Here is a 25,557-nt window from a genome sequence, read left to right on the forward strand (position 1 = left end):
TTCTGTTTGGCCTCAACCCCGAGGGCGTGGGTCAGAGAATTGACCCGCGCCAGCAAAGGCGTGTCATGGATTTTCTGATCGTCTGGCTTCGACGGCAGCGCGCGAAGGGGCGCGGCACGCGAATCATTAACGTGATGATGAACGCGCGACAGCTTGCGAAGGATACCCGGGACTACACGCGGCGTGGCAAAGTAGTCGACGCCCTGGAGCATATGCGCGCTGAAGCGCCAGAGGAGCTGGTAGATTTCGCGTTCAACGCCGGCGATGGGTTCCTGCGCCCGATGCAAAACCCATACGAGGTCACCGAACTGGTTCGCCTAATTCAACAAAGGAAGCCCAGGCGTGTGTTAGAGATCGGAACGGCCAAGGGCGGCACCTTGTTTTTGCTCACCCGGGCAGCGGCTGACGACGCGGTGATTGTCAGCGTCGACCTGCCCTTCGGCATTAATGGCGGCGGTTATCCCGACTGGAAGAGCGACATCTATCGCAAGTTCGCCAGGTCCGGCCAAACGCTGAAGCTGGTGCGGGCCAATTCGCACCTCGCCGAGACTCGCGACGAAGTTACCAATATCATCGGGAACGAGAAGTTCGACATAGTGATGATTGACGCCGATCACAGCTACGAAGGCGCCAGAACCGACTATGAGTTATACAGTCCGCTGGCTGCCGAAGGCGGATTGGTGGTCTTACACGATGTACTGGTTAACCGATTCGACGCCGAGATAAATGTCGCGCCACTGTGGAACGAGCTCAAGGCCAAGCATGGTCCGGCCGCGAAGGAGATAGTCGACGACCTGGAGCAGGGCAATTTCGGGATTGGAGTGATCGAGCAAATCTGAGCCAGCGCGAAGCGCAGGTGGGTAAATCTTGGTTTCGGGGAGCGACCGATCGTATCATGACCTTGCTCTGCTGTCGGTTGCCGCACCGCAGCAATTCGTGCATAGGCGACTTGGAGATGCGAGGGTGCCGTAGGACAATCTGCGTGTTTTTCGATCAAGCTCTATATCCGATCCACGGGGCCGCATGACCTTCGAACCTCCTCCCTATCATTCGCATGTGCGGCGCGACGTGTTCGACCATATACCGTGCGGTGGCACCGCGCTGGATATCGGTGGCGGCGACGGCGCAACCGCAGCGACCCTGAAGGCCGAGGGCCGCGTTGCGAGAATCGGGGTCGTAGACATGGTGCCACCTGCGAATCCCTGCGCGATCGATTTTGCATATCAGGGCAACATCGAGGACCCAGCACTGTTGGACCAGATTAATAGTGATCAGGGACCATTTGATACTATTATGTGCCTCGACATATTGGAGCATTTCGTCGATCCATGGGCGGTGATGGAGCGACTTACCGCGATGCTGAAGCCTGGCGGAGTCATCGTCGCGTCGATCCCGAATGTTCGCCACTATAGCGTAGTGTTGCCACTGCTGTTGCGTGGCAGGTGGGACTACGCCGATGCCGAAGTGCTCGATCGCACCCATCTGCGCTTCTTTGTGCGCCGTACGGCCATCGAACTAATGATGTCGACAGGACTCACCCTCGACCGTATCGCCAAGATTCCCCGATTGCGTGCACGAGACAGGCTGGCGGGACGACTGACGCTCGGATTGCTCGATGGTTTCCTAACCCTGCAATATATGGTTCGAGTGCGGAAGTGAGCGGGGGCCAAATCATATGACAGGAGGAATTAGCGGCACAGCTTCGGCGATAAAGCCCGACCATCCCGAAGGTAATCACCTTAGAATCACCGCGATTCTTCACGACAAGCCACTCAAGCTTGAATACGTCGAGGTGATGCGAGGGGTTGCCGCCATTGCCGTGGTCCTTTTTCACATGAATGCCGTGGCTTCACACGGGTCTCTTCCGTGGCATCCTTCGTTAGCTGTGCTTAGTCATGGCGTTGACATGTTTTTTGTCCTGTCGGGCTTCATCATATTTTATGTTCATCGCAACGACATCGGGCGCCCCGTGGCCGCTTGGCCCTATGTCCTGAAGCGGGCTATTCGCTTGATGCCGCTAATTTGGCTCGTCGCAGGGAGTTGGATATTAATTCAAATCGCGACCGGGCGGCCGATTTCACCTGAGTCTATCGGCACCTCCCTGCTGCTCTACCCCAGCCTCGCAAAACCTGACCCGGTAGTCCTTTGGACGCTGCGACATGAAGTGCTTTTCTACGTTGCGTTCCTTTTTCTTATCCTTAGCAGAAAATGGGGCACGATATTATTCTCGTTGTGGACAATATTAGTAATTGTTCAGATTGTACTTTCCGTTAACGGCAATCCGGTTATGGGAATTGCCGCATTCTTCTTCTCGTCGTATGAGCTTGATTTCCTCTTCGGCGCCGCGGTGGCGTACTGGTTCCATCGTCCAAGCCTTGGCGCGATTCCATTCTGGATGGGCTTAATTCTGGTGGCGGTTCTCCTTACGATTGAACGCTTCCAAGGCATCGATCGCACTGACCTTCTCGACTACACGTCACTGGCAGCAACAATATGGACACCAATACTTGGAAGCGCCTTCGCCCTTCTCCTTTACGGCGTCCTACAATTGGGGAATAGCCGCAAAATCCCAAGCTTTATACTTATGGCCGGTGCCGCGAGCTACGCGATCTATCTCGTTCATGTCCCCATCCAAACGATCATTCGCCCGATCGCTGAGCATTTGCCTGGGCCAATTGGGCTTGGTGTACTCGCCCTGCTTCCTGTCTTGGGCGGCATTCTCGTGCACGTCTGGCTTGAGCGTCCGCTCAGCAACCGGCTTAGAGAATTTTTGCTTCCACGGAGAGGCGAGCAGGCTGCCGAGATTGCTGACTCAGTCAGCGAGCCCGGAATGCGAATCGCGACGGTCGCGGATTAAGAACCGTGGGGCATTAGGCTGCGTGGACTCTAAGGATTCCCTTTGGGCTGAGCCCTGTTTCGGGGGCGCTGGTCCATCAATGATCCGCGGCGCGGTCAGCCCGTAATGGCGAAGGACGCAATGCAGGCCTGCGTATGCCACGCAAGTTCTCCATGGGTTGCGCCAACCGCATGGTGCTCCCCTACACCAAAGCGCTGCGGCACGGCACGTGCAGGGCACGACTTACTCAGCGCAACGACCGTAAAACCGTTCACAAAGACCAACCGAACGTGCTGCCTATGACCTCAGTTCACGTGAATCACATCACGGCTCCTAAGCGAGTCCCCCGATTCAGACTTTCACATTCGACGCTCTAACTCGATGGGGACTCGAGAGGGGTCAATGCAAGATGCCGCGGCGCACAAACCGTTGCGTCAGAATGGCGCGTAGCGGGTGCGGCGCCAGCGCCCAAGCAGGAACGAGTGCCACGAGGCCGACGACCAGCGTAGCGAGGATTGACCATCCCCAGCCCAGCGCCGCTCCGTCGTTTGCGAGCACGGCGGAGGCCGCGACGAGCAGCAATAAGGTCACGCCCAGAAAACCGGCATGCGGCAATCGCCGGTCGGCCAAGCGGAACATGATAAACGTATCGATCGCCACCCGTGCCAGGAAGACGAGCGCCGCACCCATCAGCCCGGCATGGGTGATCGCGAACCACAAGCCCACAAAATAGAAGGGCAACTCGATCAAATGCGTCTTGCCGACCAGGTCGGGGCGTCCCCCGGCCTGCAGTCGCGCAAAGGGCATCTGCGCAAAGGCGTTGAGCCAGGTCGCGACGAGCAGGAAGCGACCAATCGGCGCAGATTGCGATCCGATCTCCGGGCCGAGCCACAACACCAGCGCTGGGTGCATCAGGAACAGGGCAGCCGCGACGGGGGGCGTCAGGATCGCGTAGAGCGCGCCGACCGACGCTCCAGTCAGCCGGCGCGCTTCCTCTCCGGTCGCGGCCGCAAGGCGCGGAAACAGCGCGTTCCCCAGCGCCGCGGAGATGCCACCCAGGCGATTGGCGAGATCGGACGGCACGGTATAGATCGTCACTGGCACGGCACCCATCAGCGCGCCGACGACGAAGCGGTCGGAAAGGACCAGCAACGGCCCGACTGTTCCGGTCAGCGTCACCCAGCCCCCAAAGCCGAGCAGCGGACGCAACTGCGCCCGGTCGAAAGGCTCGGCCGGCGACCCGCCAAAGGCACGCGCGGTTGCGCCCCATGCGAGCACGACCCCTACCAGCCGCGCCGCGAATGCGCCCGTGACCAGGCCCACCAGCGCGGGGCCGGCAATCCAGGCGACGAATAATGGCATCAGTTGGAACAGGGACGTGACGAGGACGACGATGCCGTTCGCCTGTGCGAAGCGCTGGCGCCCCATCAGCGCGCCGTTGAGCACGCCCGATACGACGGCGAGCGGCAGGATCGCGGCGATCGCCGGCATCGCTGCGGCGATCTCCGCGCGCAAGCCGGAATCGAGCGCAATCGCACGACCGAACACCAGATGCCCGACGAGCGCCAGGGCGAGAGCGCCTGCCAATCCAAGCACCATGCTGGCGCGGAGTGCGGTCGCAAGCGCAGTCCGCGCGGCCAGCGCTTCGCGTTCCGATGCGATCCGATGCATCACCGCGCGCGCCAGCCCCAGATCGAACAAGCCGAAATATCCGAGCAGCGTCCATACAAGCGCGAGGACGCCATATCGCGCTGGCCCGATCGCGGTCAGGTAGAGCGGCACGGTCGCTACGGCGAGCACCATCGGCACCAGAAAACCCGCAAGGTTATAGGCAGCGTGGCGACCGAGGCTCATCGCGGCCCTTTGTGCGTTATGCCAGGCATTGGCAAGGCGCGACGGCCGGGCTCTTTCACGGCCAGGTGAAAGCTGTTAACTGGCCGGCGCGGGCACTCGGGCAATCGGGCAAATGGCACTTTACAGCATCATCATTCCCGCACGCAACGAAGCTGCGCTGATAGCCGGTACATTGCGATTCCTCCTTGCCGACGCGGATATCGGGGCCGGAGCGAGCGACGCGCGTATCATAGTCGTGTGCAACGGATGCACTGACACGACAGCGGATTGCGCGCGCGAAGTAAGCGGGCCGATCAAGGTGGTCGAACTCGCCACCGCAGGCAAGGTCAAGGCGATCAATTATGGACTGGAGCATGTTCAGCCCGGCCCCGTCTTTGTCATGGACGCCGACATCCATATGCGTTTGAGTGGATTCGATCGCATGGCCGAAGCCTTGATGAAAGGCGATGCGGACGCGGTATCGCCGTCGCCATATTTCCTGTGCGATGCCAGCGCGCCGGTGGTCCGGCGCTACTTCCGGGTCTACGAGCGCCACCCATATCTTACGAGAGGCGTCGGCGGATCAGGGGTCTGGGGCGTTTCGACGGAAGGTCGCGCCGCGTTGGGAACGCTGCCCGACATCATGGCTGACGACAATTACGTCCGCGCTCGTTTTCCGTCGCATCGCCAGGCGCGGATTACGCTTGGCCGCGAAATCGGCCCCCTCATCCAAGCTCCCCGTACGCGCGCCGACCTCCTGCGCTGCGAGGCCAGGTGGCGCAGCGGCGACGCGCAGCTCGCACGCCTGCGGGACGACATCGTCAACCGCAACGATGCCCTGTTTCGTCCCGGGGACCTTATGGTGGCGATGCGACGAAACTGGTCTGACCCGCTGGGTCTCCTGTCCTATTTTGGCATCAAGATTCTTGGGCGCGGCACCCGGCTCGGGAACCAGGCACGACAACGCGATCATATCTGGCACCGTGACGAGACCAGCCGCGTTGCCGTCCCGTCCGCGTCAGTCGCGACGCGCTAGGCGGAGAGAGACAATTAACGGGCTGTCGTTCATCGGATGGCTGGGGGTCGGCGTGCTGATCTTATGTGCAATCGTCGCGCTGCTACCTGTGGCATCAGGCAAGTCGGGACGTGGCTTCTGGCTGACCATCGTCGCCATTCTTGCGCTGCTCGCACTCTATCGCTTCCTGAATCTCGAGCAGGTCGTACCGAATGAGGCACGGGTCGTGGCAAGGGCGAACGACGTGTATGATGAGCGTCGGCTGCCGCAGGCACTGATGGTGTCCGCCATCCTGATTGCGGGAAGTGCTTTCGCGCTGTGGCTGGTTTGGTGGCGGGAGCGGTTGAGTCGAAAAGCCGCGCTCGGCATGACCGTCGCGCTACTGGCGCTATATGGTGTGCGCCTGCTCTCGTTGCACATGACCGACTCTATCCTTTACGCCTCGGTAGCGGGACTGCATCTTAATTGGGCAATCGAGGGACTGCTGCTTGCGGGACTTTGCGGTGCGGCGTTTTACGAAGCGAGGAAAGGCGGGCCCAAGTGAGGGAGCCAAAGATATGCTGCAGCGCACACAAATAGGCTTGACGGAATTTCCAACTCCCATCACTGGACTCGGTCGAAAAGGGGCACCCGTTTCGCAAGAGTAAAATGCGTCGCCGACATGAGCCGTTACCGTTTTCGTCGGATCGGCGGCAACGGATATCATCGACTGAGCAGGGAGCAGTGGCGGAATGAGTGACAGTGGGAAGAACCGGCGCGGCATCATTCTGGCGGGCGGCTCAGGCACGCGTCTCTATCCGTTGACCAAAGGCGTCTCGAAGCAGTTGATGCCGGTCTACGACAAGCCGATGATCTATTATCCGCTGTCGACCTTGCTTCTCTCCGGCATCCGCGACGTGCTGATCATCACGACACCGCACGATCAAGCTGCGTTCAAAGCGCTACTCGGCGACGGTACTGATCTCGGCATCGATCTTCGGTACGCGGTCCAGCCCGATCCGGGGGGGCTGGCGCAGGCCTATCACATCGGCGCCGATTTCGTCGGCGACAATCCGTCCACGCTCGTGCTGGGTGACAATATCTTCTATGGCCATGGCCTGGTGGATCTGCTGGCGCGCGCCGCGAGCCGCCCGAGCGGCGCCACCGTGTTCGGCTATTATGTCAACGATCCCAAGGCATATGGTGTCGTTTCGTTCGATGCCGACGGTCGCGCTGAGACGATCGAGGAAAAGCCGGCCGAACCGAAGTCCAATTATGCGGTAACGGGCCTCTATTTCTACGATGACAAGGCAGTGAGGCTGGCCCGTGACCTGGCCCCTTCCCCACGCGGCGAACTGGAGATCACCGATCTCAACCGACTCTATCTCGAGGCCGGGGAACTGGCGGTCGAGATTATGGGCCGCGGCTACGCCTGGCTCGATACGGGCACTCACGGATCGCTGACCGACGCAGCCCTGTATGTCCGAATTACGGAGGAGCGGCAGGGCCTGAAGATCTGCTGCCCCGAAGAGATCGCCTGGCGTAACGGCTTCATTGACGACGAACAGCTCGAGCGGATTGCAGCGCCGTTGCGCAAATCGGGTTATGGTGAATATCTCATGGGATTGCTCGCGGGCAAAGGAGCGATCGGATGAACGTCGTCGAGACCGCCATCCCGGACCTCAAGATCATCGAGCCGCGTGTGTTCGGTGACGATCGTGGCTTTTTCTTGGAAAGCTGGAATCGCAAAACGTTTGCAGAACTCGGGCTTGATCTCGACTTCGTGCAGGACAATCACAGCCGTTCGGCGGCGGGCGTGCTGCGCGGGCTTCATTTCCAGAATCCCGATCCACAGGGCAAGCTGGTACGTGTGACCGCCGGTCGCGCCTGGGACGTGGCTGTCGACCTCCGCCGCTCCTCACCCTGCTTCGGCAAATGGGTCGGCGTCGAGCTGTCGGCAGCGAACAAGCGAATGTTCTGGGTTCCCCCCGGGTTCGCGCACGGCTTCGTCGCGCTCGAGGACGGGACCGACTTCCTCTATAAGTGCGTAGGCTTCTACGAACCAGCGAACGAGCATTCGCTGCTGTGGAACGATCCGGAGGTCGGCATCGAATGGCCACTCGAAGGGCTGGAGCCACAGCTGTCGGGTAAGGACAAGCTGGGCAAGCCGCTCAGCGAGATCGAGGCATTCGTATGAAGGCGCTGATCACCGGAGCCAATGGCCAGCTTGGGCGGGCGTTACAGGCGACCGCCCCCAAGGGCTGGGAGTGTGTCGCGTCGGACGTCGACACGCTCGACATCACGGACCCCGCAGCAGTGCAGGCCTGGGTGGAGACTGAGAGACCCGATTTCCTGTTCAACGCCGCCGCCTATACCGCGGTCGACAAGGCCGAGGGCGAAGAAGCGACAGCGCAGGCAGTAAATGCCGATGCGGTTGCCCTTCTGGCCGCCGCGGCGCGTGGCGCAGGCGCAAAGTTCATCCATGTCTCAACCGACTTCGTCTTTGACGGCGAATCGGCCACCGCATACGCGCCCGACGCACCGCGCAATCCGCTGTCTGCCTATGGACGAACCAAGGCGGCCGGCGAGGATGCGGCCGGACCGGACGCGCTGATCGTGCGCACCGCGTGGGTCTATGCCGCCGGCGGCGCCAATTTCGTGCGGACGATGATCCGCCTGATGAGGGAACGCGAGTCCCTCCGCGTCGTGGTCGACCAGATCGGCGCGCCGACTTGGGCCACCGGCCTCGCCAATACCCTGTGGGGCTTGGCCCTGAAGGGCGAAACCGGCTTGTTCCATCACAGCGATGCGGGCGTGGCGAGCTGGTACGATTTCGCAGTCGCGATCGGCGAGGAAGCTGCGGCGCTGGGGCTAATTGCCAAGGCCGTGCCAATCGAGCCGATCCCCTCTTCTGCCTACCCGACCCCTGCCAGGCGCCCGACCTTCTCGTTGCTCGATAGTTCGGCGACGCGCGCGGCATTGGGCGAGGCGTATGTCCATTGGCGGACTAACCTCAGAATCATGCTCAAGGAGGAAGCGGCGCTTGGCTAACCTGCTCATTACCGGCGGCGCCGGTTTCATCGGCGGCAATTTCGTCCATTATTGGCGCGAGCGCCATCCGGACGACGGGATCACAGTGCTCGACGTACTGACCTATGCCGGCAATCGGTCAACGATCGAAGACGTGCCCAATGCCGAATTGGTTGTTGGCGACATCCGTGACACGGCACTGGTCGAGAAGCTGCTCGCCGAGCACGACATCGATACGATCGTCCATTTCGCCGCCGAGAGCCATGTCGACCGCTCGATCGAGGGCCCAGACGCCTTTATCGACACCAATATTCTTGGAACGCACAGCCTGCTCAAAGCGGCACGCACCAAATGGCTTTCCGGCGGCGGAAAGCCGCACCGCTTTCACCATGTTTCGACCGACGAGGTCTATGGTTCGCTCGGGCCTAACGACCCTGCGTTCAGCGAAACGACGCCATACGCGCCCAACTCGCCCTATTCTGCGTCGAAGGCTGGATCGGACCATCTGGTACGTGCCTATCATCACACTTTCGGACTCGATGTCACGACCAGCAATTGCTCCAACAATTACGGGCCTTACCAGTATCCCGAGAAGCTGATCCCGCTGTTTCTCCTCAATGCACTCGAAGGGCGCAGCCTCCCGATTTACGGCGACGGCATGAACGTGCGCGACTGGCTGCACGTCGAAGACCATTGCCGCGGCATCGAGGCTGCCATCCTGCGCGGCGTGGCGGGTGAGACCTATAATATCGGCGGCGGGCAGGAATTGCCCAACCTCACGGTGATCGAGGAGATTTGCCGGACGGTTGATGCAGCCTTTGCGGCCGACCCCAAACTTGCCGAGCGCTTTCCCGACGCGCCGGCGGCCAGTGGTACGTCGACCGCAACCCTCAAGACCTTTGTCACTGACCGCAAGGGCCATGACCGGCGCTATGCGATCGACGAAGCCAAGGCGCGCGCCGATCTGGGGTATACGCCGAGCCGGGACTTCCCGGGCGGATTTGCCGAAACACTGGCCTGGTATCTCGCCAACGAAAGCTGGTGGCGCCCCCTGCTCAAGCGTTGATCGATACCCCGCCGGGGTAGCCGACTAGTCGGGGCCGGCGGGGCATGTTTGTGTGGGTGTCGACCGCTGTCGGGTAGCAGGCCACAAGGACGCCCCGCGCAGCGACAGGAAAGTTCGCAGGTCGATGCGTCGTCTGATTTGGCGCTCAAGATTCGGTGCCGGCCGGCGTGTCAAAACCAGCAGGCCGCAACCCGAACGGCGATTGTCGATGGTCGGTTCGCGCAATCCATGGTATCGGATTTCAGCGAATTCGCGCGTCCGGGAGAAGTGTCGTCGAAACTCGCTTGATAACAGCCTACGGGCTCATCATAGTTCTGTTCGCAGGCGCAATAATAGTAGCTCTGCTTGTTCGCCGTAATAGCTGGCCTCGGAAAAACGCCAGAAATGAGAAACGCGATCGCGCTCGCTACAGGGTGGACCCGTTGGAGTGATCACTAGGCGCTGAGTTGAGACAACGCGGCTTAAATGCCCAGGCACCGCTACTGTGAGGTGGTTGTGCAAGCGTGATCTTGCTGAACATGCCCTATCAATTTGAGACGAGCTCGTTCGGCCGCCAATCTGATCTGTCAGCGTTCTGACAGAATATCCTCCTCCACTTGCGCCCCCTGCTGCGAATTGCCGGCCACACGGTAATGCGCTCGATGACATGTTGCGCCAGCCCGTCGCGCCGGATACTTCACTCGAGCCCAATATTTTCCTCGTAGCCGACTGGAGCCATGCTGCACCTGCGAAAAAGGGTTGCGGACCGACAATCGGCTCGATAAGAAAAAAAGCGCCCCGGGGGAATCAAGATCCCTTATCAGGCACGCCTCCGCGTGGATGGGCAACCGGCCAAGCGAGACTTTCGATGGGGATACGGAACGGCCATGGACCGCGCAGACATTGTGACCCAATTGACCGAAGTGATCGAAGACGTATTTGATCTCGACGATCTGGAATATCGAGATAGCCTGAGCGCTGCCGACATCGAAGAATGGGACAGCCTCTCCAACATCCGCTTCGTCGTAGCCGCCGAGCGGAAGTTCAACGTTCGCTTCACGAACAGCGAGATAGAGGGCCTTGAGAACGTTGGCGAAATGGTCGATTTGATCGGCCGCAAGTTGGCTTGACTTTGCCCAAAAGGCGTTTGTGGCGGAGGCTTCGTTGACGGATCTTCTCAAATTACCGTGGCTACGTCACCCGCCGGCTGATTTCCGGACCAAGACCAAGGCGTTGCGTGACGCCGAGGCTGTCGATTCCACGGCTGCCAGAGTGCTGGCAAGCTATGGTCTCGACCTGTCCCAGCTTGGCCAACTAACCAAGCTGGTTACTACGCGCTATCATGATCTTGCTGCGTCGGGGATGTTTCGCGAGCTCAAGATTTGCCTGGCCTCGACACATACCATCGACCTGATCGGCGATGCGCTGCCCGCGACTGGTCTGCGCCACGGCCTACTCGTCGACGTCCACAAGATCGCTTTCGGCCAGATGGCGCAGGAATTGCTGTCCCCGCAATCGGGACTGGCGCTGGCCAAGCCGGATTTCGTGGTTCTTGCGCTCGACGCACCCAGCCTGGGGCTCGCACGCGCCCGTTTCGACGCCGACGATGCCGAGGCGGCAGTGCAATCGGCAATAGATTACGTCGGATCGCTTCGCGATGGTGCCCATGTCAATGTCGGCGCCGGCGCTATCCTGCAGACGCTGGCGCCGCCGCCGGAAACATTATTCGGCAGCTATGACGCCCAGCTGCCTGGAAGCGTTTCGCGGATGATTGCGCGTTTCAATCAGTTGCTGGTCGACAAGGTCCTGGGCGAAGGCGATCTTCTTCTCGACGCCGGCTTTATCGCGCAGACCGTCGGACTCGCGACTTGGCACGACCCGCTTCGCTGGCACGACGCAAAGATGCCGTTCGCGCTCGACGCCGTGCCGCTTTACGCTGATCATCTTTGCCGCCTGCTCGCTGCTGCGCGCGGCCTGTCCCGCAAATGTCTGGTGCTCGATCTGGACAATACATTGTGGGGTGGCGTGATTGGAGATGACGGTCTCAACGGGATCAAGCTAGGCCAGGGCTCCGCGCGTGGAGAAGCACATCTGGCCGTTCAGTCCCTGGCACTTGAGCTGCGACGGCGCGGAATCATTCTCGCGATATGCTCGAAGAACGAAGAAGCGGCTGCTCTCATCCCATTCCGCGAACATGATGAAATGCTCCTCAAGGAGGATCATATTTCGGTGTTCGTCGCGAACTGGGTCGACAAGGCGACCAACCTCAAGGAAATTGCCAAGACGCTCAACATCGGAACCGACTCATTCGTATTCCTCGACGACAATCCAGCCGAGCGCGAACGCGTTCGCCAGGAGATGCCTGAGGTAGCGGTGCCCGAAATTGGAGACGAGGCGTCAGACTATGTACGCCTCCTGTCCATGGCAGGATATTTCGAAGCGATAACGTTTGGCGACGAAGATAGAAAGCGCGCCGACATGTATCAGGCCAACGCCCAGCGCGTCTCGGCCCTGCAGAAGGTCGGTAATCTGGACGATTATCTCGAATCCCTCGAGATGGTCTGCACTATCACTCCATTTGACGGGCTGGGCAGAGGGCGCATAGCCCAGCTCATCAACAAGTCGAACCAGTTCAATCTGACGACCCGCCGTTACACCGAAGCGCAAGTGGCGGAAGTCGAAGCGGCGGCCGAGAAGTTCGCGATCCAGGTGCGGTTGGTGGACCGGTTCGGCGACAACGGCATGATCTCCGCCGTGATCTTCGATCGCGGGGACGAGGAGTGGCGGTGCGACACCTGGCTCATGAGCTGCCGGGTGCTGGGGCGGCGTGTCGAGGAAGCAGTGCTCGCGCATGTCGCCGCAGCTGCCCGCGCTGCAGGGGCAAGCAGCCTTATCGGCGAATATCTTCCGACACCCAAGAACGTGATCGTCGAAAAGCATTTCGAAAAGCTGGGATTTTCGCATTGCGCTGATCGCACGGATGGCGGCACGGTGTGGGCGCTGGATCTAGAATCCTATCGGCCGCCGGAACTGCCGATGCGAATCGAGATAGTCGACAAACAAGTGGCTAGCCAACGGCAGCAAACCGTCCCGTAGACGGCACCATAGGGGGCAAGATGACGATCGCTGCACTAGACAGGCTCGATTTGCTGGTGGCTGGCCGGCCAGCGCTCAGGCGGCTCACCGACGTGGTGTTGCGGGCATGGCCTGATCATGCCGACTACCTCGCCACCAGCTACGCGGCGCGCACCTCGGCACTCATGGACACCAGCGAGGCGATGGCTGAAGTCGTGCTACGCCTTGCTGGCGATCGCGCCGAACAGGTCGCGGTCGACTATCGATGGCTGTGCGGTCAGATTCGCGAGGAGGAAATCAACTTCGCGCGCACCGACGCTTATCGTTACTCAAGCTTCGAGCAGACCAACGCACACGTCTATTCTGACGACGTGTTCATGGAACGGTACATGCACGGCCTGCTGTACAGCCATGTATTGTGGTATATGCATCTTTCCAGCCTGCATTTCTTCCGCGGACGCTTGGCCGCCCGGGTGTTTCCGGGTGGGCGAGTGATGGAAGTAGGGTCGGGCCATGGCCTGTTGATCTATCTCGCGCTTGTGGAACTCGGCATGGCCGAAGCTGTCGCGTGGGACATCAGCCCAATCTCGCTCGAGCAGACCCGTGCCGCCCTGTCTCTCCTGGGCGCCGCCGATCGGGCACGGTACGCGATCCAGGACATGCACAAAGTGGAACCGGGCGGCGAAACATTTGACCTGATCATCCTGAGCCATCTTCTCGAACATCTGGATGACCCGATCGACGCTTTACAAAAACTCAGGCACACCGTGGCCAAGGGCGGCCATCTGTTTGTCAATATCCCGCTCAATGCGCCGATGCCCGATCACCTCGTTCTGCTGCGCGATCCCGACGAGGCGGTAGATCTGATCACCAAGGGCGGATTCCGCGTGATCGAGATCGCCTCACATACGACCCAGGCCGCGACCCTGCCCCGCGCCTTGAAGCGGCAGATCGCGGTTACCTGTTCAATCATCGCTGAACCGGCCTGAACGCTACGCTTCCGGGGGGAAACATTAGGAAATGCTGTTCAATTCGACCCTGTATCTGTTCGCGTTTCTGCCGGCGGTACTGGTCGCCTATTACATTGTATCAGGTACTCGGCTGCAGCCACTTCGCCGGCCTCTACTGATCGTCGCAACACTGGTTTTCTATGGCCTTGGCGGATGGCGTTTCGTGCCTCTGCTGATCGGGTCGGTCGTGTTCAATTATGCCATCGCCTGGACCATAACACGGCTCGCCGCTCGGCCGGTGGCGGAAAGGCTGGTTCTCGCGATCGGAATCGCAGGGAATGTGGTGCCCCTGTTCTATTTCAAGTATTTCAACTTTATATTGACCAGCGCGAATGCTGCATTCGATGCTCATTTCATGATCGAGCGGATTATACTGCCGCTCGGCATCTCGTTCTTCACCTTTCAGCAGATTGGCTTTCTGGTCGACCTCACCCGCAAACGCATAACCCTCGGCTCGCCGCTCGATTATGCGACATGGGTCCTCTTCTTCCCACAGATTCTCGCGGGTCCGATCGTACTCTACCGGGAGACCGCTCCGCAACTCGCAGCGCAACCCGAGCGCAGCCGCATCGGTGCCAATATTCTGATCGGCATTGCGATACTTTCCATCGGCCTGTTCAAGAAAACCGTCATCGCCGACACCTTCGCACTCTATGCGTCCCCAGTATATCGCAGCGCGCGCGAGGCTCACGCGATTGGCTTTTTGGACACATGGATCGGTGCTTTCGCTTACACTGGTCAGGTCTATTTCGACTTTTCCGGTTATTCGGATATGGCGATAGGCACGGCACGGATGTTCGGCATCCTGCTGCCGCTCAATTTCCACTCGCCACTGCGATCGGCAAGCATCGTCGAAATCTGGCGTCGTTGGCACATCACGCTTGGCCGATGGGTTCAGAGCTATGTGTTCCAGCCCATCTCGATGCCCCTTGCCCGTCTCGCGGCCGTTCGTGGTGCCGGCAAATACGGCATGCTGGTTGCGTCTGTACTGGTTCCAACGATGATTTCGATGCTCATCGTCGGCGTCTGGCACGGCGCGGGGTGGCCGTTCGTCGTCTTCGGCCTGATGCAGGGCCTCTACATGGTCGTGAACGAAACCTGGGCTGCCGTCCGCAAGAAATCCCGAAAGAAGCGCGGCCCGGCGCCGGGATGGCATCGCCCCCTTGCCGGTGCTGCGACGCTTGTCGCATTCGTGCTGACGCTCATCCCGTTCGGCTCCCCTGACCTGGCAAGCGCTGGAAGGATGTTCGCGGCGATGACGGGTGCATCCGGCGGCATCGTGTTGCCACCGGACTGGCCGATAGGGCTGCCGGGCGCCGTCATCGTGATGCTGATCGGCTATACCGCCATTTATCTTGTGCCCAATACGCAACAGATCATGGGCCGCTTTGAGCCAGTTCTGGAATGGGAAAGGTGGCAGAAGATGGATGCGGGTCCATTGGCGATAACCTGGCGCATGACCGTACCATGGATGTTCGCGACCGCGTTGGTCTTCTTCCTTGGTTTCGCGCTCATAAGCCGCGGCACAACCCAGTTTATCTATTTCAACTTTTGAGGGGGCGAAGGTGAACGCGATGCCAGATCCGGTCGATGCCACCGCTCCCGCCTGGCGCTTGATCCTGATTTTCCTCCTATCGTTTTTCGGCCTGTGCGCCGCCACTCTGCTGTTGCCGCACGATCCTTACATCCGGATGCAACAGCTCGCGCCGACGATTCAGTTTCAGGCGATCTGGGGTTATGAGCGACTTGCGTTCGACAAAACCCCGATCGATGTGGCCGTTCTGGGGAATTCGCGACTCCAGGCGGCAGTCGCGGCACCACTGCTGACGCGCACGCTGTCCCAGCAGCTCGGCCGCCCCGTTCGCGTCGCCAATCTAGCCATGCCTCAAGAAGGCCGGAACGCCCAATATGTCATCGCCAAGCACCTGTTTGCGAGCCATCCCGAGGTCAAGCTCGTCATCCTGTCGGCGATCGAGCAGATGCCGCGCGAAGGCCACCCAGCCTTTCGCAATATCGCGGATTCCGTCGATGTTGTTGCCGCCCCGCTGCTGATCAATCGAGGCTATGTCGACGACCTGGCATATATTCCGTTCCGGCAGATGTCGTTGTTCGTGCAAACTCTCTTTCCCGGCGCGTTCGGCGTTCACCGCGACTTCGACAAGCCGAGCTATCGCGGGTCCGAGTATGATACGACGCAAAGCTTCGACACGCCGACTGGCAACCATGTCGACCGGGATTCCGTCATCCAAGCAGAGACACTGCGGCCCATTGCCGCCAAGCGAATCGCTGAAATCACACCCCCTATCCTGCCGCCATGGGCTGCTGACTATGAATTCGCGGTGGAACGGACCTATGTCCGGCGCATCGTTGAGCTTGCCAGGGCGAACCGCTCGGCGGTCGCGTTTCTCTATCTGCCCATCTATTCGAACGAGGGAGCGGTTCGCGATGCGGATTTTTACCGTGCCCGAGGCACGCTGATCGAAGCTCGAATGCTCGCGGCCGATCACCGAAACTATTCCGACTACGGTCACGTCAACCGCATCGGATCGGATCGCTTGACCACCTCGCTCGCCACCTACATCGCTGACCACAATCTGATTGAGCGGCGCGATGGGCAGGCTGGCGCCGTTACGGGAAATCGCTGATGTTCTCTGCCTATACTCTCCACCATGTTGGTATAATCCTGCCTTCGATCGAGGAAGCCGAAACATTCATGACCAGTATGGGCCTGGTCGAGGACTATCGGGGTTTCGTTGAGACATGGTCCTGCTGGTGCATCTTTACCAAATCGTCGAGCGGCGCGACGATCGAGCTGGTCGTCGCGGAAGCGGGTCCGCTTACTCGTTTCAACAAGGGTTTCGGCGGCGTCCATCATTTCGCTTTCGAGATCGAGGATTTCGAGGCAGTCGAACGCTGGTGTGCCGAGCGTGACCTCAAGCTGATTGAACCCAAGCCAGTCAAAGGTGCCGGAGACTTCTGGTGCAACTTCATTCACCCGATCTCGACCCGCGGGATCCAGATCGAGTTTGTGCAGCCATGGAAATAAGAGACGTTCACCCCGACGCCGGAGACATTGGCAGCATCGGCTTTCCCGCCGACTTGCGCAGCCTGACGAGCCTTCGTTATCTGGCGGCCTTCTGGGTGGTCACCTTCCATTATCACTACTTCTTTTTCGGCGCCGACGCCAAGGTTCACCCGCTGCTGTGGAACGGCTGGCTTGGTGTGGATTTCTTCTTCATATTGTCCGGCTTCGTGCTGGCACATGTCTACCTTCCCCAAATGCGCGAGGGCCGCTTCGACTATTGGCAGTTCCTGGGCCGTCGAATTGCGCGTGTTTACCCGCTTCATCTGCTGACCTTTGCCCTCATGCTCGCCTTCGCTCTCATCGCGAGGAAACAGCATTGGCACTTCAGCGTCTTTGATCCCGCAGCGATATTCGAACTACCTGTGGGCGATGTGATTCGCACGATCTTTGCCAATCTTTTGCTGACCCATTCCTGGGGCGCCACCAACGGGCTTTACTTAAACAGCCCATCCTGGTCGATTAGCGCTGAATGGTTCGCCTATCTTGTATTTCCGTTGTTCGCTGCGGCAGCGGGTTTTGGTGTGCGCCACGCCGGCTGGCGGCTGGCGATTGCCGTTGCAATTCTGCTTTGTGTCGCGACACTGGCAGTCGCATCGCCGCATTTTCCCTACTACAAGACGACATGGAACCTGGGCATTCTGAGGATCGCACCCGAATTCTTCTTCGGAGTCGCGCTGTATGTCTTCGGCGCCCGGCACTCAGCTGGCAAACTCGGCGCCGCGATCGGCCTGATAGTATCGCTCATGGCGGCGATTGCGATATTGATGGTCGGGCTTCCGACCACGCTGGCGGTGATCGCGCTAGGCGCGGTGATTCTGTTCGCCGCTGATCTCGAACGTCACGTTTCGATAGGCGTGCTAACCCACAGCTTTCCGGTATTGCTCGGCGAGGTGAGCTACGCGGTCTATATGTTTCATTATGGCGTGGGCATCCTCATGTTCGATTTGGTGCTGCCTGCATCGCTTCGTACCCCCGCGATGGCAGCGCCGGTCATCGTTGGCGTGCTCATGCTGGTAACACTGATCTCCTATTGCTCGCATCGCTGGTTCGAGTTGCCCACGCGACGCTGGATGATCGCCAGAGTCAGTGCCATCGGGCGCGGAGGCAGGCCGCAACAGCGCGTTGCCGAGCTAGGTCGATGAGCGCAGCGCGTACCTCGCGGATGCGCAATCGATAAATTCCGGGCGCCCGCCGGGCGGCATCTTCATCGCTTTGCAGTATCGCTGACATCGGCGATTGCGACTTGCTGGACCCATGGCGTTGGGGATCGTGGGACACAGTCCACGCCGCGTTGCTGAGGTTTCGCATGCCGTTCACCTATCCACCCCGACGCTGCGGCGTCGACGGCCCGACTTGCGGCGCCGGGGGAGTTGGAGCGGGGCGACGCACGAGCACCCATATCGACTCTCGAAAATGATATGGTGTGCGAACATAATGGGTGCCCAGATACCGATAGGTCAGCGGATGCGTGTACCGAAAGCTGCGTGCCGGATCGCCATCGAGAGCGGCATCGGCAAAGAGGACCAGCGGCGGCCGAACCTGATCGAGCCGGGCGATATCCGCGATTTCTTCCTGCGGTTTGGCAACCCAGAGCGGATACGTGTCCTTCAGGGGAGAGGGCTTGCCGAGCAACGGATAGGCCCCAGGCAGATAGGGAAGCACAAGTACCGGTGCGTCGCCGGGTGCGAACCTGGCGTTGGCGGCAGTAACGAACCGGACCTGTTCGGCATACCATGGATTAACCCATATCGTCGCACCGCGTGCCTGGACCGGCTGACAATAGCGATTGCGAAAGCACTCCCAAGCAGGCGAACGCGATCCCAGCACGATCATCGCGCCGGCAAGCAGCGCGCCGGTGATCAGCCAGCGCAACAGTCGCGGCGTCCCTGCAATCACCAGGAGAAGACCGATGAACATCGGCATGCCGCCCCGTGCCAAGTGCGACTCGCCAGCTCGGGAAAGCGCATAATGCGCATACGGCAATGCGACCAGCGCGGCCGCCGCCACCGACGCCGGCACTTCAACGCCCCTGTGTTTTCGTGACAACATCCAACAAATGGTGGTGATGGGAAAAGCGAGTAGCGCCATCTCGAATACCGAGAATATTGCACGATCTACAAGCATACGCGCGCCGAGCGGGCTACCGATCAAGGTCCAGGGCCAAACAATCGGCAGCGCCAGATTGGTTTCGCCCCGCTCAAAGAGCACGGAAATACTGGTCACGAACGGCGCAGCGAAACCCGGTACGAGGAGCATCATCAGAAGCAATGGAGCGTAGCCGATGAGGACCCCGCCCGCGATCCGCCCGAGAACCGCCGGGCGCAGCGCCAGTAGGCCGATCAGGTAAAGCCAGCCGAGCGACAAAAAGGTCGCAACCGCAGCATAGAGTCCATGGTTGCGGCCCCAGCAACCCGCAAGACCGATCGCCATGCCTACCATCCACTGCCCGCTCGATCCCGGCGCCTTGTGGAATCGATAGACCGCGAAGAGCACAAGCAATGCGATCGCGGAGTCCGCGACGTAGTAGAGCTTGAACGGAACGATAACGATCAGGAGCCCCGCGACGGCGAGATAACAGCCCTTCTCAACGCTGCCCCAGTCAAGTTCGTCGAGGCGGTCGGCCAGGAGCCGCAGCGCAAGAAACGCCGCCGCCGCCTCCAAAGGTACGAGCGCGACCCGCATCGCCACCACGCTCTCGCCGCCACCAGCCCACATCAGCGCTGCGAGCCAGTAATAGCGGGCTGGGTCATAACTGCTGAAGTCGCGGATCGGTACGCCACCGGAAAGCACGGTGTCGGCGCCAAACCAGAGATACCCCTCGTCGTAGAGCTCAATTCCGTAGTGCAGCGTCGTCAGCCGCACGAGTGCCGCTGCGGTCATGGTAACCGCGACCAGCCACCAGTTCATACCCGAGCCGCACCCGAGCGCCGCGCGCGCCTTGGCAATCACCTCCAGGCTTCCTTTCCCGACACTTGAGAACATTCCCGCCAACGTGGCATACCAATTCAATAGACGATCAGCAGCGTCTATTCGGCGCGCATCTGCCACCTGAAATAGATCGTGACACACGGACGACCTGGTGCAAAAGCGTTAGTGTGTCAGCACGCGACAAATTTCGTCTATCGACGGTGCGCCGTGCGGCCGGTCTCATCCGAAATCGGTGTGTCTTCCCACCTATCGCCATGATGCGCAGGATTCGTTTGTGAGCGCGGCGGCGGCGCGTGCAAAAACCATCGCGGTCGTGCAATCCAACTACATCCCGTGGAAGGGCTATTTCGACCTGATCGCAGCCGTCGACGAGTTCATCCTTTACGACGACGTCCAATATACCCGGCGCGACTGGCGCAATCGCAATCGCATCAAGACACCGGCCGGGCTGCACTGGTTGACGGTCCCGGTCGCTTCCAAAGGAAATTATGACGCGCCGATTCGGGAGATACGCGTCGATGGGCTGGACTGGATCGATCGGCATTTGCGCGCATTGGACGCCAACTATGCCAGAGCACCCCACGCCGCAGCCGTACTCGACTGGTTCGAGCCGATCCTGCGCAGCAGACACAGCCATCTGTCATCGCTCAATCGCGCGCTGATCGAACGCATCAGCACCGAACTTGGGATCAGCACCCGCATCCGGAGCTCGTCTGATTTCCAGCTTGCGGCAGGAAAGACCGAGCGGTTGCTGGACCTTTGCGTCCAGTCCGGAGCCGACCGCTATGTCAGCGGCCCGGGCGCGCGCGTCTATCTCGACGAGGCCCACTTCGCCGAAGCCGGGATCCGCGTTGAATGGTTCGACTATGGCGGCTATGCCGAATACCCTCAGCTCTGGGGTCCGTTCGAACACGCAGTGACAATACTCGACCTCCTTTCGAACTGCGGGGCCGACGCGGCGCGCTATATGAAATGCGGCGCGCCTTGACCGAGGGCGTTACGGCTGGAGCAACGTGCGTGAGCACACCAATCGCGTTGACCATCGTCGTGCCAGTCTATGGCTGTGACGACTGCCTCGCCGAATTATGCCGGCAGATCGCGGCGGCGCTGGCTGACCTGGCGGGCGAATACGAGATTCTCCTGATCGACGATCGGAGTCCCGATGGGTCCTGGGCGCAGATCGTCGCACTCCAGGCCATCTATCCCCAGCTCCGCGCATTACGATTTAGCCGCAACTTCGGTCAGCAGATCGCCATCACTGCCGGCTTGGCTGCAGCGCAGGGTGCCAGGGTCGCCGTCATGGACTGCGATTTGCAGGATCCGCCTGCGCTGCTCCCCGCGATGATGCTGCAAATGGATGTAGGCGCCGATATTGTCCAATGCAGGCGTACGCCACAGAGTCGCGCGCCCATCCGGCGAATGCTGGCGGCCGGCTATGGCCATTTTCTGGGACTGGTCACTGGCGCGCGGGTCGATCCCTCGCTGGGAAGTTTCAGTCTGCTTTCGCGCAAGGTCGTCGACGCTTATCTGCGCTTCGGCGAGCGGGAGCGGCATTATCAATTTATTCTCCACTGGCTGGGCTTCGAAACCGCCTATCTCGACTACGCGCATGCGGAGCGCCATGCGGGCCGCAGCAGCTACAAACTCCACAAGCTGATCGCGCACGCGCTCGACGGCGTGTTCTTCCAATCAACGCGGCTGCTCCACTGGATCACGGCGCTTGGCACGATGTTCGCTGCAGGCGGCTTCATCTTCGCCGGCTATGTTGCCTGGCGCGCCATCTTCCGGACGGCGCTTCCCGGCTGGACGAGCCTCGCCTTCCTGATCTTGATCGGTACGGGGTTCATTCTGATGTCGCTGGGGGTGATCGGCATATATGTCGGCAAAGTGTTCGCCCAGACGAAGGGACGACCGCTCTACATCATCGACGAGGAGGTGGGACTGAAGCGATGACGGCGGCGCTCGATCAGGTCGCGAGCTATTATACTGGACGCCTTGCCGAGCATGGCGCCACCGCGCGTGGCGTTGACTGGAACGGTTCGGAAGGTCAGCAGCGACGCTTTATCGAGCTTTGCCGAGTTATCGATGCGGATGCACCGGCTTCGGTGAATGATCTGGGCTGTGGCTATGGCGCGCTTGCCGATTACCTGGCTGAGCACCACCCTCATCAAATCGACTATCGGGGCTTCGACATCGCCGACGCCATGGTAATGGCCGCTCGCGACCGGATCGGCATGATGCCGGGCGTTAGCTTCACCATCGGTGCGCAGCCAAACCACATGGCGGATTATGGTATCGCGAGCGGCATCTTCAATGTCCGTCTGGACGCATCGGAGGAAGAGTGGCGCGCCTATGTGGAGACGACGCTCGACGCGCTCGATGCCACCAGCCGGCGCGGTTTCGCGTTCAACTGCCTGACGCGTTACTCCGACGCGAATCTCATCCGACCCGACCTCTACTACGCCGACCCACTGGCGTTGTTCGATCGCTGCAAGAGGCGTTATTCACGGAACGTCGCGCTGCTGCACGATTACGGCCTGTACGAGTTCACCATCATCGTCCGGAAGCCCGCATGAGCAAGCTCGTGATCTTCGGCACTGGCCAGATCGCCGAGCTGGCACATCATTATTTCACGCACGACAGCGATCACGAGGTCACGGGCTTTACCGTAGACGGCGCGCACATGGCGGCGGACAAGTTTGCCGGGCTTCCCGTCTGTCCGTTCGAAGAAGTAACGCGCGCTTTTCCGGCGGCCGATCATCATATGTTCGTGGCGCTAAGCTACAGTCGGCTCAATGCACTGCGCGCCGAGAAAGTCGCCGCCGCGCGCGGATCCGGCTATCGTCTGGCGCGCTATATCAGTTCACGCGCCGCGGTGGCGCATCCCGACCGGATCGGCGAGCACTGCTTCATCCTTGAGGATTCGACGATCCAGCCCTTCACGACACTTGGCACCGACGTGTTCGTCTGGAGCTGGACTCACATCGGTCATCATGGCCTGATCGGTGACCATTGCTTCCTCTCGGCCTGCTGCGTCGCCGGAAACGTCGTTGTGGGCGACTATAGCTTCATCGGCGCCGGCGCGACGGTGCGCGACAATGTTGCCATCGGCGAGCGCTGCGTGATCGGTGCGGGCGCGCTGATTCTGTCGAGCTGCGAGTCCGATGGCGTTTACATGGGCCCGGCGACGGAGCGGGCACGGGTGCCGAGCTCGCGGCTGCGGGGATTGTGAGCGGATGGCGCCGCCTGGGGCAGTTGTTCACGCCGCCTGACCCGCCCTTGCACCCGGCACTGGCGTCTCACGCCTCCAATCCGCTTGCGCTACCACTCGGCCGCAATGTGGTGCGAATATTCTACAATGGCCGCGATGCCACCAACCGATCAGCGATCGGCGCGGTCGATGTGGACTTGTCGAGGCTTGAAATCGCGACCCTTCATCGTGAGCCCTTCCTGTTGCCGGGAGCACAAGGCACCTTCTGCGCCGACGGCGTCAGCATCGGCGGATGGTTCGACCAAGACGGGGGTCGCTGGCTGCTGCTCATGGGCTGGACGCTGCTTGGTGCGGGCCGGTGGCGGGGCACGATCGGACGGATCGCCATCACTGCCGACGGACGGTTTGAGGATTCAGTGGAACAACTACTCGAAGCCGGTGTCGCGCTCGATCCGCTGAGCCTTTCATATCCATGCGCGTTTCGAGATGCCGGTGGCATTTCCGTCATGCTCTACGAAAGCACGCAGCCGGGCGAACCGCGCACGCACCCCCTTCACGCCGCCACATCAAGGGACGGCACCTCATGGCAGCGCATGGGCGTGGCGCTCGGCCCCGTCACGGGGCTCACCACGGGCTATTCCCGACCGAGCGTCCTGCGCATCGGGGGCCATTGGCATCTCTGGGCCAGCCGGCTGGGCGCCATGGGCGAACGGTACCACATTGCCCATGCGGCCAGCCCGGACGGCCGCACCTGGACGGCCGACAGGGATGCAGCGCTCCTTCCATCGGGCGAAGGCTGGGACTCGGCGATGGTCTGTTACCCCTCTGTATTCGAGCATGGCGGGTCACGTTACATGCTGTACAACGGCAACGATTTCGGCCGGAGCGGGTTCGGACTGGCAAGGTGGGACGGCGCGTGAGGGGGAATATCTACGATCTCGGTTACATTCTGACGGTAATAGCGTTCACAGCCTACGGCCAGATCGTGCTGAAGTGGCGTGTCAGCCAATTCGGCTCGATGCCCGAAGACGTAGAGGGTAAGCTGCGTTTTGTCGTCGGCTCGCTGTTCGACCCCTTTATTGCCTCAGGGCTCGCGGCGGCCGTGATAGCCTCGCTTGCCTGGATCGCAGCGATGACACGTATGGATCTGTCCTATGCTTACCCGTTCCTTTCGATCAATTTCGTGGTCGTGATGGTTCTGAGCGCCTGGCTTCTCGATGAACCGCTCAATGGCGGACGGGTGGCCGGGGTCTGCCTGATCATGCTCGGCACGATCCTGGTCTCGCGCAGTTGAACCGGGCTCATTGATTGCCCCGCTTCGACGTTCCGCTTAGTCGCGTGCACCTGACGGGACGTGAGCGTGCTTATCTCGATCAGGCGCTGGAGGACGGACACCTTTGTGGCGACGGGCCCTTCACGGCTCGGTGCGAGCGTACCATCGAGGCGTTGACCGATTCGCCACGCGCGTTGCTGACTCATAGTTGTACCGCCGCACTGGAGATGGCGGCCCTGCTGCTCGAACTCGTACCCGGCGACGAGGTCATCATGCCCTCGTTCACCTTTCCATCTACGGCCAATGCTGTCGCACTACGCGGCGCCGTGCCAGTATTTGTCGATATTCGCGCAGACACGCTCAATCTCGATGAGCGACGGATCGAGGCGGCGATAGGCCCTCGAACACGCGCGGTTCTGCCGGTTCATTATGCTGGGGTCGCCTGCGAGATGGAAGCCATCATCGCCATTGCCCAACATCACAAGCTGATGGTGATTGAGGATGCGGCGCAGGGTGTCGGCGCGACCTGGCGGGGTAAAGCACTGGGGTCAATCGGCGATTTGGGCGCGCTCAGCTTTCATGCGACCAAAAACATCGTCTCGGGTGAAGGCGGGGCACTGCTTGTGGCCGATGACGCCATGGCTCGGGACGGCGAGATCATTCGGGAAAAGGGCACGGATCGCGCCCAATTGGTACGCGGCGAAATCGACCGCTACGAATGGCAGGGGCTCGGCTCCTCCTATCTTCCAAGCGAACTCACCGCCGCCTTTCTGCTCGCTCAGCTCGAGGCTGTCACCGAGATTACAGCGCGGCGGGTAGAAATCTGGGAAATGCTGCACGATGCCCTGGAACCGCTAGAGGCTGCCGGGCGAATACGCCGCCCTATCATACCGCCGGACTGCGGCCATAATGGCCACATCTATTATGTGTTACTGTCCGATCCTGCCGAACGCCCAGGCGTGCGGGCGTCGCTGGCGGCGGAAGGCATCCAGTTGCTCTCGCATTACGAGCCGCTTCACTTGTCCCCTGCGGGCCGTCGTTTCGGCAAGTCCGCGCATCACATGGACGTAACCGAGGCGAGCGCCAGCCGACTGCTGCGCTTACCCGTCTGGCCAGACATGACTCACAGTCACGCGGAGCGGATTACAAGGGCCTTTGCCCGGGCGATGTCAGTCTGAGCCGAGTGCTCGCCGAGAGCTTTTATATTGCCCGCCGCCCGGTCAGGTCAGGTCGGCGG

At 60.7% G+C, this 25,557-nt stretch carries 25 protein-coding genes; 23 read left to right on the forward strand and 2 right to left on the reverse strand.

Features of this window, described 5'->3' with window-relative positions; genetic code table 11:
• Nucleotides 1-65: 65 nt before the first annotated feature.
• From AC1DX5_RS11925 to AC1DX5_RS11935, 3 genes are all read left to right on the forward strand, one after another.
• On the forward strand, nt 66-839 hold the full coding sequence (locus AC1DX5_RS11925; protein ID WP_478015615.1) for an O-methyltransferase: 774 nt from the start codon (nt 66-68) through the stop codon (nt 837-839).
• 184 nt (nt 840-1,023) lie between these two features.
• Nucleotides 1,024-1,659, forward strand: coding sequence for a class I SAM-dependent methyltransferase (locus tag AC1DX5_RS11930; protein ID WP_478015617.1), 636 nt, complete (start codon nt 1,024-1,026; stop codon nt 1,657-1,659).
• A 16-nt stretch (nt 1,660-1,675) separates the two neighbouring features.
• The gene (locus AC1DX5_RS11935; protein ID WP_478015619.1) at nt 1,676-2,857 is read left to right on the forward strand and encodes an acyltransferase family protein; all 1,182 of its coding nucleotides are present in this window, start codon (nt 1,676-1,678) and stop codon (nt 2,855-2,857) included.
• A 378-nt stretch (nt 2,858-3,235) separates the two neighbouring features.
• Here the strand turns inward: AC1DX5_RS11935 and AC1DX5_RS11940 are convergent, their stop codons facing one another.
• Nucleotides 3,236-4,690, reverse strand: a complete 1,455-nt coding sequence (locus tag AC1DX5_RS11940; protein WP_478015621.1) for an oligosaccharide flippase family protein — start codon at nt 4,688-4,690, stop codon at nt 3,236-3,238.
• Between the two features lie 112 nt (nt 4,691-4,802).
• On the opposite strand from AC1DX5_RS11940, the gene AC1DX5_RS11945 reads away from it, so the two are divergent.
• The 13 genes from AC1DX5_RS11945 to AC1DX5_RS12005 all read left to right on the forward strand — a co-directional run bounded on the left by AC1DX5_RS11945 (nt 4,803) and on the right by AC1DX5_RS12005 (nt 18,050).
• Nucleotides 4,803-5,705, forward strand: a complete 903-nt coding sequence (locus AC1DX5_RS11945) for a glycosyltransferase family 2 protein (protein ID WP_465176113.1) — start codon at nt 4,803-4,805, stop codon at nt 5,703-5,705.
• 52 nt (nt 5,706-5,757) lie between these two features.
• Nucleotides 5,758-6,228: a hypothetical protein gene (locus AC1DX5_RS11950; protein WP_465172472.1), complete on the forward strand. Its 471-nt coding sequence runs from the start codon at nt 5,758-5,760 to the stop codon at nt 6,226-6,228.
• 187 nt (nt 6,229-6,415) lie between these two features.
• A complete protein-coding gene (gene rfbA, locus AC1DX5_RS11955) occupies nt 6,416-7,318 on the forward strand; it encodes a glucose-1-phosphate thymidylyltransferase RfbA (RefSeq protein ID WP_465172471.1) in 903 nt (300 codons plus the stop codon).
• Nucleotides 7,315-7,860 (forward strand): dTDP-4-dehydrorhamnose 3,5-epimerase, encoded by a 546-nt coding sequence (gene rfbC, locus AC1DX5_RS11960; protein WP_478015623.1) that lies wholly within the window; start codon nt 7,315-7,317, stop codon nt 7,858-7,860. The genes rfbA and rfbC overlap by 4 nt, the downstream gene beginning before the upstream one ends.
• Nucleotides 7,857-8,714, forward strand: a complete 858-nt coding sequence (gene rfbD, locus AC1DX5_RS11965; RefSeq protein ID WP_465172469.1) for a dTDP-4-dehydrorhamnose reductase — start codon at nt 7,857-7,859, stop codon at nt 8,712-8,714. Before rfbC ends, rfbD begins: the two co-directional genes overlap by 4 nt.
• On the forward strand, nt 8,707-9,759 hold the full coding sequence (rfbB, locus tag AC1DX5_RS11970) for a dTDP-glucose 4,6-dehydratase (RefSeq protein ID WP_465172468.1): 1,053 nt from the start codon (nt 8,707-8,709) through the stop codon (nt 9,757-9,759). Before rfbD ends, rfbB begins: the two co-directional genes overlap by 8 nt.
• Before the next feature lie 866 nt (nt 9,760-10,625).
• Entirely contained in the window at nt 10,626-10,868 is a 243-nt protein-coding gene (locus tag AC1DX5_RS11975; protein ID WP_465181504.1) for an acyl carrier protein, read from the forward strand.
• Nucleotides 10,869-10,902: 34 nt separating this feature from the next.
• Complete coding sequence (locus tag AC1DX5_RS11980) at nt 10,903-12,834, forward strand: HAD-IIIC family phosphatase (RefSeq protein ID WP_465172466.1); 1,932 nt, start codon at nt 10,903-10,905, stop codon at nt 12,832-12,834.
• A gap of 20 nt (nt 12,835-12,854) precedes the next feature.
• Nucleotides 12,855-13,802: a class I SAM-dependent methyltransferase gene (locus tag AC1DX5_RS11985; RefSeq protein WP_465172465.1), complete on the forward strand. Its 948-nt coding sequence runs from the start codon at nt 12,855-12,857 to the stop codon at nt 13,800-13,802.
• 31 nt (nt 13,803-13,833) lie between these two features.
• Nucleotides 13,834-15,378, forward strand: coding sequence for an MBOAT family O-acyltransferase (locus AC1DX5_RS11990; protein ID WP_478015625.1), 1,545 nt, complete (start codon nt 13,834-13,836; stop codon nt 15,376-15,378).
• A gap of 10 nt (nt 15,379-15,388) precedes the next feature.
• Nucleotides 15,389-16,468, forward strand: a complete 1,080-nt coding sequence (locus tag AC1DX5_RS11995; RefSeq protein ID WP_465181505.1) for a hypothetical protein — start codon at nt 15,389-15,391, stop codon at nt 16,466-16,468.
• Nucleotides 16,468-16,869: a VOC family protein gene (locus AC1DX5_RS12000; RefSeq protein ID WP_465172462.1), complete on the forward strand. Its 402-nt coding sequence runs from the start codon at nt 16,468-16,470 to the stop codon at nt 16,867-16,869. Before AC1DX5_RS11995 ends, AC1DX5_RS12000 begins: the two co-directional genes overlap by 1 nt.
• A complete protein-coding gene (locus AC1DX5_RS12005) occupies nt 16,803-18,050 on the forward strand; it encodes an acyltransferase family protein (protein ID WP_478015627.1) in 1,248 nt (415 codons plus the stop codon). Before AC1DX5_RS12000 ends, AC1DX5_RS12005 begins: the two co-directional genes overlap by 67 nt.
• A gap of 175 nt (nt 18,051-18,225) precedes the next feature.
• On the opposite strand, the gene AC1DX5_RS12010 is transcribed toward AC1DX5_RS12005, so the two are convergent.
• Entirely contained in the window at nt 18,226-19,857 is a 1,632-nt protein-coding gene (locus tag AC1DX5_RS12010) for a hypothetical protein (protein WP_478015629.1), read from the reverse strand.
• 253 nt (nt 19,858-20,110) lie between these two features.
• Here AC1DX5_RS12010 and AC1DX5_RS12015 point away from each other — a divergent pair, with 253 nt between their 5' ends.
• From AC1DX5_RS12015 to rffA, 7 genes are read left to right on the forward strand one after another with little or no spacing between them, the layout of a single operon-like run.
• Nucleotides 20,111-20,824, forward strand: coding sequence for a WbqC family protein (locus tag AC1DX5_RS12015; RefSeq protein ID WP_478015631.1), 714 nt, complete (start codon nt 20,111-20,113; stop codon nt 20,822-20,824).
• A gap of 29 nt (nt 20,825-20,853) precedes the next feature.
• Entirely contained in the window at nt 20,854-21,789 is a 936-nt protein-coding gene (locus tag AC1DX5_RS12020; protein WP_465176109.1) for a glycosyltransferase family 2 protein, read from the forward strand.
• On the forward strand, nt 21,786-22,412 hold the full coding sequence (locus AC1DX5_RS12025) for a class I SAM-dependent methyltransferase (protein WP_465172457.1): 627 nt from the start codon (nt 21,786-21,788) through the stop codon (nt 22,410-22,412). The genes AC1DX5_RS12020 and AC1DX5_RS12025 overlap by 4 nt, the downstream gene beginning before the upstream one ends.
• Nucleotides 22,409-23,068: an acetyltransferase gene (locus AC1DX5_RS12030; RefSeq protein ID WP_465172456.1), complete on the forward strand. Its 660-nt coding sequence runs from the start codon at nt 22,409-22,411 to the stop codon at nt 23,066-23,068. The genes AC1DX5_RS12025 and AC1DX5_RS12030 overlap by 4 nt, the downstream gene beginning before the upstream one ends.
• Nucleotides 23,069-23,115: 47 nt before the next feature.
• Nucleotides 23,116-23,967, forward strand: coding sequence for a hypothetical protein (locus tag AC1DX5_RS12035; protein WP_478015633.1), 852 nt, complete (start codon nt 23,116-23,118; stop codon nt 23,965-23,967).
• Nucleotides 23,964-24,341, forward strand: a complete 378-nt coding sequence (locus AC1DX5_RS12040) for an EamA family transporter (RefSeq protein WP_465176106.1) — start codon at nt 23,964-23,966, stop codon at nt 24,339-24,341. Before AC1DX5_RS12035 ends, AC1DX5_RS12040 begins: the two co-directional genes overlap by 4 nt.
• A gap of 14 nt (nt 24,342-24,355) precedes the next feature.
• Nucleotides 24,356-25,498, forward strand: a complete 1,143-nt coding sequence (rffA, locus tag AC1DX5_RS12045) for a dTDP-4-amino-4,6-dideoxygalactose transaminase (protein ID WP_465172453.1) — start codon at nt 24,356-24,358, stop codon at nt 25,496-25,498.
• Nucleotides 25,499-25,557: the final 59 nt, after the last annotated feature.

The organism is Sphingomonas sp. P2_B6, from assembly GCF_056404755.1.